8 protein-coding genes, 1 pseudogene and 1 other annotated feature are annotated in these 11,728 nt (G+C 66.4%); of the genes and pseudogenes, 5 read left to right on the top strand and 4 right to left on the bottom strand.

The genetic code is table 11. The annotated features are described in order from the left end of the window. Positions 1-3 precede the first annotated feature (3 nt). Complete coding sequence (locus tag FZ983_RS19395; RefSeq protein ID WP_149225172.1) at positions 4-2,253, bottom strand: heavy metal translocating P-type ATPase; 2,250 nt, start codon at positions 2,251-2,253, stop codon at positions 4-6. 77 nt (positions 2,254-2,330) lie between these two features. Between FZ983_RS19395 and FZ983_RS19390 the strand changes: the two genes are divergently transcribed. The 3 genes from FZ983_RS19390 (at position 2,331) to FZ983_RS19380 (ending at position 4,475) form a co-directional block, all read left to right on the top strand. Next, positions 2,331-2,753: a helix-turn-helix domain-containing protein gene (locus tag FZ983_RS19390; protein WP_098736316.1), complete on the top strand. Its 423-nt coding sequence runs from the start codon at positions 2,331-2,333 to the stop codon at positions 2,751-2,753. Between the two features lie 150 nt (positions 2,754-2,903). Continuing rightward, positions 2,904-3,398 (top strand): signal peptidase II, encoded by a 495-nt coding sequence (gene lspA / locus FZ983_RS19385; RefSeq protein ID WP_149225171.1) that lies wholly within the window; start codon positions 2,904-2,906, stop codon positions 3,396-3,398. A 603-nt stretch (positions 3,399-4,001) separates the two neighbouring features. After that, positions 4,002-4,475, top strand: a complete 474-nt coding sequence (locus tag FZ983_RS19380) for a DUF411 domain-containing protein (RefSeq protein ID WP_149225170.1) — start codon at positions 4,002-4,004, stop codon at positions 4,473-4,475. A 364-nt stretch (positions 4,476-4,839) separates the two neighbouring features. Here the strand turns inward: FZ983_RS19380 and FZ983_RS19375 are convergent. Further along, positions 4,840-5,985, bottom strand: a pseudogene (locus FZ983_RS19375) (IS3 family transposase). Beyond that, positions 5,642-5,758: a sequence feature (AL1L pseudoknot), on the bottom strand. (Overlaps the previous pseudogene by 117 nt.) A 251-nt stretch (positions 5,986-6,236) precedes the next feature. Between FZ983_RS19375 and FZ983_RS19370 the strand changes: the two are divergent. Then, positions 6,237-7,181, top strand: a complete 945-nt coding sequence (locus FZ983_RS19370) for an IS110 family transposase (RefSeq protein ID WP_149225169.1) — start codon at positions 6,237-6,239, stop codon at positions 7,179-7,181. Between the two features lie 169 nt (positions 7,182-7,350). On the opposite strand, the gene FZ983_RS19365 is transcribed toward FZ983_RS19370, so the two are convergent. Further along, a complete protein-coding gene (locus tag FZ983_RS19365; protein ID WP_188092412.1) occupies positions 7,351-8,373 on the bottom strand; it encodes a TMEM43 family protein in 1,023 nt (340 codons plus the stop codon). Between the two features lie 509 nt (positions 8,374-8,882). On the opposite strand from FZ983_RS19365, the gene FZ983_RS19360 reads away from it, so the two are divergent. Further along, entirely contained in the window at positions 8,883-10,283 is a 1,401-nt protein-coding gene (locus tag FZ983_RS19360) for a nitrous oxide reductase family maturation protein NosD (protein ID WP_149225167.1), read from the top strand. A 269-nt stretch (positions 10,284-10,552) separates the two neighbouring features. Here the strand turns inward: FZ983_RS19360 and FZ983_RS19355 are convergent, their stop codons facing one another. Continuing rightward, complete coding sequence (locus tag FZ983_RS19355) at positions 10,553-11,527, bottom strand: recombinase family protein (protein ID WP_149225166.1); 975 nt, start codon at positions 11,525-11,527, stop codon at positions 10,553-10,555. Positions 11,528-11,728 lie beyond the last annotated feature (201 nt).

The following is an 11,728-nucleotide window of genomic DNA, read 5'->3' as shown; positions in this document are numbered from 1 at the left end:
GGGTCAGGGGCGGACGGAGAGAAGCCGCAACGCGTTGGCCGTGACCAGCACGGTGGCCCCGGTATCGGCGAGGATGGCCGGCCACAGTCCGGTGATCCCAACCACGGTGGTGACCAGGAACACCGCCTTCAGTCCCAGGGCGAGGCCGATGTTCTGGCGGATGTTCGCCATGGTGCGACGCGACAGCGCGACCATCGCGGCCACATCACCGACCCGGGCATGCAGCGCGGCGGCGTCCGCCGTCTCCAACGCCACGTCGGTGCCGCCGCCCATGGCGATGCCGACGTCGGCGGCGGCGAGCGCCGGGGCGTCGTTGATGCCGTCGCCGACCTTCGCCACCCGCTCGCCGCGGGCCTGCAATTCGCGGACGATGCGCTGCTTGTCCTCCGGCAGAAGCTCGGCATGCGGCTCGACACCCAGGCTCTCAGCCACCGCCTTCGCCGTGCGGGCATTGTCGCCGGTCACCATCAGCGAGCGGATGCCGGCAAGGGTCAGCGCCTCGATCCCGGCGCGCGCGTCGGGCCGCGCCTCGTCGCGCATCGCCAGCAGGCCGGACAGCCGGCCGTCGACCAGCAGGACCGACACCGTCTTGCCCTCGCCATTCAGCACGGCGACCCGCTCCGCCTGCTCGGCGGACAGCCGATCCGCGGCCGCTTGCGGTGAAACGAGCATCAGCTCGCGGCCGTTCGACCTTCCCCGTACCCCCTTTCCGGCAAGCGCGCCGATGTCGGACGCCGCGGTGACCGTCAGCCCGGCCTCTTCGGCGGCGGCGAGGATCGCCTTGGCCAGCGGGTGGCTCGACCCGGTTTCCAGCGCCGCGGCATCGGCCAGAACCTCCTCCTCGTTGCCGCCGGCGGCGACGACATCGGTGACGCGCGGCTTGCCCTCCGTCAGGGTGCCGGTCTTGTCGAACGCGACGGTGGTGATGCGGCCCAACGCCTCCAGCACGGCACCGCCCTTCATCAGCAGGCCGCGGCGCGCACCGTTGGACAGGCCGGCAGCGATAGCGGCCGGGGTGGAGATCACCAGGGCGCAGGGGCAGCCGATCAGCAGCACCGCCAGTCCCTTGTAGATCCACTCTTCCCAGGCGCCACCGCCCAGCAGCGGCGGCAGCACGGCGACGAGCGCCGCCACCACCACCACGCCCGGCGTGTACCAGCGGGAGAAGCGGTCGATGAAGCGTTCGGTCGGCGCCTTGGTCTCCTGCGCCTCCTCGACCAGCCGGACCACGCGGGCGATGGTGTTGTCGTTTGCCGTCGCGCTGACCCGCACCCGCAGGGCGCCGTCGCCGTTGATGGTTCCTGCGAAAACCTGTGCGCCCTCGCCCTTGCGCTTCGGCACGCTTTCGCCGGTCACCGGCGCCTCGTCGAGCGCGCTGTCGCCGGACAGGATCACGCCGTCCGCCGCCACCCGGTCGCCTGGCCGCACCAGGATCACGCTCCCCACCGCCAGCGACGATGCCGGCACAGTCTCGGTCCTCCCATCGCGTTCGAGCAGGGCGGTGTCCGGGACAAGCGAGATGAGCCCCTGGATGCTGGCCCTGGCCCGGCCAGCCGCGACGCCTTCCAGCAGTTCACCGACCAGGAACAGGAACACCACCGCCGTGGCCTCTTCCACCGCGCCGATGACCACGGCACCGATGGCGGCCACCGTCATCAGCATCTCGATGGAAAAGGGCGTGCCGACGCGTGCCGCGGCGAAGGCCCGCCGGGCGATCGGAACCAGCCCGACCGCCATCGCCAGCAGGAAGGCCCAGCTTTCCATCGACGGGACCAGCCTGCCCACGAGATAGGCGAGACCGAGCGCCAGCCCCGAGGCGAGCGTCAGGCGTGCCTTGGGCGTCTTCCACCAGGGACCGGAGCCGGCGTCATGGCTGTGAAGGTGCCCATGGTCATGCGCGTGGGCCTGGCCGTGCTCCTTCCCATGATCGTGTCCATGGCCATGATCATGGCTGCAACCGCCATGCTGCCCGTCGCGGTGTTCCGCTTCGGCCTTCGGCCCGCCCAGCATTTCACCCGGACCAGTCTGGAAACCGAGCGCGTTCACGGGACGGGTGATGGCGTCGCCGGTGACGGACGGGCTATGGGTGACGGTCATCGTACCGTTGGGCACCGACACCCGAACCTCGTGGATGCCGTCCACCCGCCGCAGGGCCGTTTCGATCTTGCCGGCACAGGAGCCGCAATCCATGCCGCTCACCCGGTACCGGGTCCGCTGCGTGGCAGGGGTCTCCTCGTTTTCAGTCACGCGCATCGGGCGCTCCCTTGTCGATCTGCTGACCCGACCGTACATTCTCCAGCGACTGGAGGATCAAGAGGGAAAAACGCAAGATGAAGCCTTTGACCATCGGAGAGCTGTCGGCTCAGGCCGGGGTGAAGATCCCGACCATCCGCTATTATGAATCGATTGGCCTGCTGCCCGCTCCGCTCCGAACCGACAGCAATCGGCGCACCTACGACGCGGCGGCGGTCAGCCGGCTGCGCTTCATCCGGCATGCCCGGGAACTCGGCTTCGAAGTGGACGCCATCCGCCAGCTCCTGATGCTGGCCGACGATCCGGCGCATCCGTGCGGTGAGGCGGATGCCTTGGCCCGTGCCCATCTGGCGGACATCGAGTCCAAGATCGCCCGTCTCCAGGCATTGCGGGCCGAAGTCCGGAACATGGTCGAGCCATGCCCGCAGGGGCAGGTCCGGACCTGCCATGTGATCGAGGTGCTCGCCGATCACAGCCACTGCCTGCACGATCACCACTGATTACCGGCATCACCGGACGCTTCGGCGTCCGGTCGCCATTCCCTGCTTGATGCTCTAGTGGCTGGAGCATTCAGAATGCCAAGGCGGCCCAAACGTTGAGAAGGAGGACTGTTCGACATGATTCATCGGCGACCGCCTGGAGGTCTTTGGATGCCCCTGTCAGCGGTGGTGCTCGTCATGATCCTGGATCAGGCGAGCAAATGGCTGATGCTGACCCACATCCTGAATCCGCCTGAGATCATCCCGATCACCTCCTTCCTCAATCTGAGGCTTGGCTTCAACCCCGGCGTCAGCTTCGGGTTCCTGGGAGGTGGAATGGCCGGTCCCTGGCTGCTGAGCGGCCTGGCCATGGCGATCGTCGCCGGCTTGTCCGTGTGGGCGGCGCGCACCGACAGCCGCACCGAGGCCGTGGCCATCGGCGCGATCATCGGTGGCGCCATCGGCAATGTGATCGACCGCGTTCGTCAGGGCGCCGTCACCGATTTTCTCGATCTTCACGCCTTTGGCTGGCATTGGCCGACCTTCAACATGGCGGACATCGGCATCACCGGCGGCGTCGGCCTGCTGCTGTTGCACGGGGTGCGGCAGGGCCGACGGGCTGCCGCTATTGACCAGGATCAACGCGAAGCGCGCATAGATGGATAGGATGGCCTCGTCTTGGTGGTTCTCGCCGAGGCCGAAGAGGGCAGGATCGTGACGCGGACTTTCGCAGCGGGATTTCGGTGGATGGCAATCGTCCTGCTGGTGCTGGCTGTCCTCACTGCCCCGTTTGCGCTCTTGTTCGCCTCGGCCCCCGCTAACGGTCTTTCCATCCCGTGCGGACCGGCGGCCGAACACTGCGGTGGAACAGGTTGCACGCCTTCCGGCTTGGCGGCAGCAGACGGAACGCTCGTCTCGCCCTCCTGCCCGGGCGGCCATGAAGCGCCGGCATCCGACGACGCCTGCACGATCTCCGGGTGCCACGCGATGCCGGTCACCCTTCCCACGGGGCGTGCTCCTCCTCCCATCATCCGGTTGCCGGTTCCCTTGGCCATCCCTGCTCTCGCCCTTCCGGCCGGCATTGCCGTCGACCCCGCGCCGAAACCTCCACGCGCCTCCCTCTGATCGCCCCGGAACCGCCGGGTTGCGCCGGGTTGCGGCCTGGTGCCGGGCCGATGCTGGTGCCGACTGTATCGATCCTCGGACTGGCGACCGTCTTTGGGCGGCCTATACCGAGTCCGAACATGAATAGAGAGTGCGGAGAGTTCCATGACATCCAGAACCATCATGGCGGCGCTGGTCAGCGCCGTTCTGACCGGAGGCGCCGCCGTCGGTGGCCTCGTCCTGTTCGGTGACCGCCCCGCGGCAGCGGCCCAGACCGTCGAAGTTTGGAAGGCGCGGAGCTGCGAGTGTTGCGTGGGTTGGGTCAAGCACATGCGTACTGCAGGGTTCGCCGTGACCGTGCACGAGGTCGAGAGTGTCGAAACGGTGAAAAGGGACAACGGCGTCCCTGAAGCCCTGGAGTCTTGTCACACCTCGCTGGTCGGTGGCTACACGATCGAGGGCCATGTTCCGGCTGGGGACGTGGAACGCCTGCTGGCCGAGCGCCCGCAAGCCAAGGGGTTGGCGGCCCCCGGTATGCCCCAGGACGCCCCCGGAATGGACGGAAAGTCAGGCCAACCCTATCAGGTCGTGCTGTTCGGCGCTCCCAACGGCAAGGTGCAGGTGTTCGCGAACCACTGAGCATGTGGCTGGCTGTAGCAAGAGCAGCGATAGAGGATCGTTCGAGCTTCGGCGCAAGGTGGCGACGCTCTTTGCTGTGGCCGCATGGAACGGGGCGGACGCTGAGGCTGCCACCGACGGCTGGATGACGCACGATACGGTGCGCGCCCAGCTGGTTTCATCGGTCGAGACAGTCATCGGTCATGGCTCCCCTTTGTGGCTGGCCAAGGGATGGAAGACATCCTGACGCTTGTCCACTGGCGCGCTTCCAGTATCGGAGCCTCGAAGACGACGGAGCAGGTGCCGGACAGGTCGGCATTGATCCTATCCGGGGGGATGCTGCAGGTGAACCGCTCCGGGTTTCTCGGAGGCCATTCGGCTTGAGTCACGCCGCCAAGCCGGCGTCCTCAGTTTGAGCATAATAACGCGCTTCAGCCTCGACAGGAGGAATGTTGCCGATGGGTTCGACCCACCCCAAGGTGGCGAACTCGACGGCTTCCAGGGTGCGCCACGGTTCGCGACGCCGGATCACCTCGGTCTTATAGAGACCGTTGATGGTCTCGGCCAAGGCGTTATCGTATGAACCGCCGACGCTACCGACGGAGGGCTCGACACCAGCATCGGTCAGGCGCTCGGTGTATCGAATAGCGACATATTGCGACCCACGATCCGAGTGGTGGATGAGGCCGCTGCTTTTGGCCGGTCGGCGGTCATGAAGTGCCTGCTCCAGAGCGTCCAGCAAAAAATCAGCGTGGGCTGTGATGGACACCCGCCAGCCTACGATCCGGCGAGCGAAGGCGGCGATGACGAAGGCCACGTAGAGGAAGCCCTGCCATGTCGATACGTACATGAAATCCGCCACCCACAAGGCGTTCGGGCGGGGCACCTGGAATTGGCGGTTCACCCAGTCGGCGGGACAGGGCGCTGCCCGGTGGCTGATCGTGGTGCGGACTGTCTTGCCCCATGTCGCGCCCTTCAGGCCCAATTGGCGCATTAGCCGGGCCACTGTGCAGCGTGCCACGTCGATTCCTTCCCACAGCAACTGCCGCCAGACTTTACGTACCCCATAGACCTGGAAGTTTTCATTCCAGACCCGCCGGATAGCCACGCTCACCTCCGCGTCGCTTCGCGAGCGGGCTGGCGCCTTCTGGATCGGCCCGCCGGGCGGCATAGGCGTGGTAAGTCGACAGGGCGATCAGCAGCACTCGGCAGATCGGCTCGCCCCCATGAACGGCGCGGTGCGCGTCGATGAAGGCGATCATTTCCTGAATGGGCGGTCGAGCTCCGCCTGGGCGAAATACGCCGACGCATTGCGAAGGATTTCTTTCGCCTAGCTAAGCTCCCGCACCTCACGCTCCAGTGCCTTGATCCGTTCCTGCTCGTCCGTTGTCGGCCCCGGCCGCTTGCGCTGGTCACGCTCGGCCTGCCGGACCCAGCCCCGCAAAGTTTCCGGAGTGCAGCCGATCTTCGCCGCGATCGAACTGATCGCCGCCCCCTGCGAGGCATGTTCGCCTTCGTGCTCGAACACCATCCGAACCGCGCGCTCGCGGACTTCAGGGGGCGTACTAGGGTGATGTCTGCTTCGTCATGATGACCCCAGTCTCTTGTATCTCTTCCTTGCCCGCCAACGTGAAGCCGGCGAGGCTGTCGGCGGACGGGAGCCCGCCCATCTCTCGGGCGATCGAGCCCGTTCTTGAGCACGGTGCCCCGTCCGCCGGTTCCATCCGGAACCCGAACAGTCGCTCGGGCCGCAAGGTGAGCCCGCATTCGCAAGGACGGGTCATGGAACAACCTTCTTCGCCAAGCTTCGTCGGCATTGACGTCTCGAAGGACCGTCTCGACGTACACATTCTGCCCGCAGGGCAGGCCTTCGCCGTTGCGCGCAACGGCGAAGGCCTGGATCACCTCGTCACCGAGTTGCGCACGCGTGCCCCCACCCTGATCGTGCTGGAAGCGACGGGCGGCTTCGAAGTGACCGTCGCCGCCGTCCTGGCGGGCGCTGGTCTGCCCCTGGCCGTCGTTAATCCGCGTCAGATCCGCGATTTCGCCCGCGCCACCGGGCGGCTCGCCAAAACCGACGCGCTCGATGCCCAGATCATCGCCCTGTTCGCCGAACGCATCCGCCCCGAACCTCGCCCGATCGCCGACGCCGAGAGCCAGGTGCTGGCCGAGTTGGTGGCGCGGCGTCGGCAAGTGGTCGAGATGATCGGCATGGAAGCCAACCGCCTGCGTCAGGCCCGCAGCCCACGGGTCCGCCGCACCATCGAAGCCACCCGGAAAACCTTGGAGGCTCAACTGGTCGAGTTGGACAAGGACATTGACGACAGCGTGCGTGGCTCCCCCGTCTGGCGAGCTGCCGACGACCTGCTGACGTCAGTCCCCGGCATCGGCGGCATCACCGCGCGCACGTTGATCGCCGACCTACCTGAACTCGGCCGCCTTGACCGCCGGCGCATCGCCGCCTTGGTCGGCGTCGCGCCCGTCAACCGCGATTCTGGACAGATGCGTGGCCATAGAGCCATCGCCGGTGGCCGCACCGCTGTGCGCAACGCCCTCTACATGGCTGCGCTCTCGGCGGTCCGCTGGAACCCCGTTATCAAGGCCCATTACACCAGGATCGTGGCGGCGGGGCGTCCCAAGAAGGTCGCCCTCGTCGCTTGCATGCGCCATCTCCTCACCATCCTGAACGCCATCATCAAGACAGCCTCGCCATGGAAAACCGCTTGACCCGCAACACAGTCGCTCAAGAAATGGGGCCTCCAGGAAAGCCGGAGCGGTTCACCTCACCTGAAGGGTTGCGAGGGAAACACCATAGCGTTTCTTCCGATCGAGTGCGACCCGCTTGAGGAGTTCTTTGGTGGCTTGATGCGGTGCTGCGACGCCTCCCACGACCGGATCAGACTAGGACGCCACGCCTCCGGGCGGCCAATCCGATCAGCAGCACATACCCGAGTGCAACGGTTTGCCCAGTGAGAAAGCTGCCGGCCACGCCACCCGGCACGGCCGCGACCGAAGCGGCGGTGAGTGTCGCGAGGATGCCGCCCAAGGGGACAATGGTCAGGGCGATCCAGCGCTGCACCGGTGCCCAGATCGCCGGGATCAGGAACAACACCCATCCGGCGGCAAGAGCCCAGAGCATCGTTTCCGCACGCGCCGTGTTGGCGTTCTTCAGAACGCTCTCGACCATGGTCGCAGCATCGACGCTTCCGTTCGCCAGGAGCGCCACGTCATCCCCGTCGATGCGAAGCGGCACCAATCCGTGGCCGCTCCGGTCGACCGCAGCGATCACGCTCAAGGGGCCGTCACGCAGAGTCCGGTAGAGGAGTCGACGGTCATTGGCCGCCGGATGAGACACCGGGTCGGAATCCCGTGCATTGCCACTTGGTTGATAAGCCGCATGGGGATCGCTGTCGGCGAGCACCATACCCGCGGGCAACCGGTAATCCTCGCCCGGGCGCAAGGGCCCCAGCGCCGAGGGCGTCGCGGCCAGAAGCGGGTCCGTCAACGCCCATCCGTCGAGACGCGCGCCGGACGACGGCATGAACTGCGTCTCCTCCGGGGTCCAGCCTGCCTTCCGGCCGCCGCGGTACCGCTCCACGATCCTCTGGGTGATCAGCGTGTTTTCGAAGATGACGCCCGTGCTGCTGTCGGTGATCGGCTGCCCGGCCGCTGCGGTTCCCTGGACGTAGACGACACGCCCGGCCAGATCTGGACCAGGCTTGGCGGGGTCAAGGCTGACGAGCAGCGACCGAAGCTCGCCCACGCGGGCAACCCGCACCGCGGCGTCGGTATGGAACCAAGCGTAGGCGCTGACGAGCAGGAAACTCAGGAAGAGGAACGTCACCGACGCCATCATGAACAGAACCGTCCGCTGCCTCCAGGGTACGCTCGGCTTCGTGGATGCGACGGTGTCGGTCATAATGTGAGCTCCTGTGATCATGGCAGGTCCAGTCCCGGTGATGTCTAAGGGTGGGGAAGAGGAGAGCAGCAGGTGCGATGACGCGGCGACCGCCGCCCACGCACCCACCAATTCGGCGAATGAACGACCGCGTTGGCGGTCGGCCTCGGCGTCTTCCGTTGCGCGAACGCCTCAACGGGCACGGGCCGAACCTTACCCCGCCGAGTTGGGGCGCGACTTGACTTCAGGCAAGTAAACCATCACTCGGATCCGGCCGCAAACTCGACAAGACCATCGACATCAAGGCGCTCAACGTGCAGGCCGGGCATCGGAACCGGCCAACTTGTCGTTGGTCAAGGCACCGCGCCTCTCAGCGGGCTTTATGGTGCTGGACACAGACAATCCCGAAGCTCGTGGGTGACTCCTTCATGCAGCACAGCGGAACAGGCCGCACCATGACGACCAGGACGGCGGATGTATCCGGCCGCGGGCTGTTCCACAGGTGTCGGGCACGCGCGGTTCGCGCCGGAATGGTCGGCATCGCCGCGACCATCGTCGCCACGGCCGCCGCAGCTGGCACCGTGCGCGTTCCCGCGGGCGAAGAGGCGTTGCAGGCAGCCGTGGACGCTGCCGCGGTCGGCGACGTGCTCGTGCTCGAGCCGGGCGTGCATCTTGGCCCCGTCACGGTGTCGCGCCCGTTGACGCTCCACGGCGAAAGCGGCGCCGTGGTCGACGGGCGCAGCCGGGGTCCGGTGATCATGGTCAAAGCTCCGGACGTCACCGTGCGCAATCTGGTCGTCCAGAATTCCGGCACGGATCGTGAGCGGATCGCGTCCGGTATCCACCTGGACCGCGCCGCCCATCGGGCGGTGATCGAGGGCAACCGTCTCGAAGGAAATCTCTTCGGTGTCTACCTCTGGGGACCGTCCGACGCCCTGGTGCGGGACAACACAATCATCGGCCGCGACGATCTCCGGATGTCGGAGCGTGGCAACGGGGTATCCGTCTGGAACAGCCCGGGCACCCGCATCATCGGCAACCGGATCGTCAACGGTCGTGACGGCATCTTCGTCAGCAAGACCCAGCGGAATGTCTTCAGCCGTAACTGGCTGGAGGGCGTACGGTTCGGCATCCACTATATGGACGCCAACGACAGCGAGGTGTCCGGCAACATCTCGGTCGGAAACCAAGTCGGCTACGCGATCATGATGTCCAACCGCATCGCCGTCCGGGGCAACCTCTCACAGGGCGACCAAGAACACGGCTTCCTGCTTCACTCCGTCAACGGGTCGCGGTTCGAGGCCAACGCCGTGAATGGGCGCTTCCTGGGCACGGCCCCGATCCAGAGCGACCGGGACGATCCGGACCCGGACGTTCCACGGGAAGCCGAACCGGTCGACGGGTCACGGATCGGCACCGGCAAGTGCCTGTTTGTTCTCGGATCCGTCCGAAACGAGATCCACGGCAACCGGTTCGAGGGCTGCGAGATCGGCGCCCACCTCACCGGCGGCGCCGAACGCAACACAGTCGTCGGCAACGCCTTCATCAACAACCGCACCCAGGTGAAGTACGTCGGCGCCCGCGTGGTCGAGTGGTCGGAGAAGGGGCGCGGCAACTACTGGTCCGACAACGCCGCCTACGACCTAAACGGTGACGGCATTGCCGACGAGCCATACCGGCCGAACGATCTGGTGGACCGCGTTATGTGGGCCTATCCCACCGCCAAGCTGCTGCTCAACAGCCCCGGCATCCAGGCAATCCGCTGGGCGCAGAAGCAGCTTCCCCTGCTTCAGAAAGGAGGCATCGTGGACACCAGCCCGCTTATGGCGCCACCCGAGACCGGCATGCTCACACAAAGCCCCGGTGATGCGCCTACCGGCGGTCCCCTCCCTGGTCGTCGCGTTGAACGCGGAAGGGGTAAGGCAGGCTGAAGCGCCGCGATATAAGCCCGAACGCACGCGGCCGTATTCCTTCACTCCCGCTCCTACGGGAATAGCCTTGAGTGATAGGGTGATGCGGTGGAGGTCCCTTTTCCGAATGCCGGTAAAAAGCGTTGAACGTCGAAGACACCACCTATGGGAGCCCGCAATGGGCGTGACGCCGATCGGTCTGGATCTGACGAAGAGTGAGCTAGACCTTTGCGGAGACGCAGTGGAGACGTTCGTGCTGCTCCGCTGATCACGTGCATTGACTGTCGCCGTTATGGAGTGCTTTGCAGGCCTTTGAGCGATTTTGGCGGACGGCCGCGCCGGCGAGGCGCTTCCGGAGCGGGAAGCGGCCGGTCTTCCAGAAGCCCCTGTGCGACGGCCTGACCCAGAAGGTTCTGAACTGACGAGACCGACCAGCGCGTTTCCCCGCGGGGCGTCCGGCAGTGCAGCTCCTCAAGATGCCGGGCAATGTTGGTCAGGGTTGGGTTGTCCAGCGTCTTCACCGCCGAGGCAACCAAGGTGACAAGGTCATCGCTGTCGCGCCGCCGCGGCGTACGCTCCAGTACCTTGTCGTTCACGAACCCGTCACGCGCGAGGCGACGGACGGCGCGCACCAGGGCCGCTCCGGTCCACGGACCACCGTCGGGGCGCCGCGAGCCATTTCTGTCCAAGCTGCGGGCGACGGTCGCCCAGGAATAGCCGGGTCGCATCGCGCGGACGTGGGGCAGAATATCATCGGCCACCCGCAGCACATCAGCGTCGCGCCGCGCCTCGCGGGCCTCGTTGACGGCGCGCACCGCCGACGCGGAACGGAAGCGCAGGCCTGGATTGCCGCCGGTGCGGCCGCGGTCCCTGGCGGCCTTCAGTCCGGCTTTGGTGCGCTCGCGAATGAGCGCGCGTTCGAACTCGGCCACCGCGCCAAGGATCTGCAAGGTGAAGCGGCCTTGCGGACTGGTGGTGTCGATGGGATCACCCAGCGAGCGGAAGCCCGCCCTTTGGGAGTTGAGCGCTTCGATGATCTCCAGGAGGTGGGCGAGCGAACGGGCCAGCCGGTCGATGCGCACGACGACCAGCACATCACCGGCACGGCAGCGCGCAATGGCGCGCTTCAGCTCTGGACGTGACCGGTCGCCGCCGGACCCATGCTCCCGGTGAATCGTCGAGCAACCGGCCGCCTTCAGCGCGTCGAGTTGCGGGTCGGTGGTTTGCTCGTCGGTTGAAACGCGGGCGTACCCGATTAGGGCCATGGACCTCTCCCAGCGCAGCGGTCCGGAAACGGTGCACGCCGCCGAATTTCACCCGATTGAGCGACAGACACCCTCGCCAGCGTCCAGTTGGGGCATTTTACCAAATACGCAGACGCCACGTAAGGACCGTTTGGTAAAATATCTATGCGCCGCGGCCCGGCTTGCGCTCCGTTGATCGCTTGAGGCCGTCAGCCGGCGCGA

It is taken from the genome of Azospirillum sp. B21 (genome assembly GCF_008364825.1).
Lineage (GTDB): Bacteria > Pseudomonadota > Alphaproteobacteria > Azospirillales > Azospirillaceae > Azospirillum.
The sequence above is the reverse complement of the archived record's forward strand: the minus strand, read 5'-3'. Positions and strand labels throughout refer to the sequence as shown.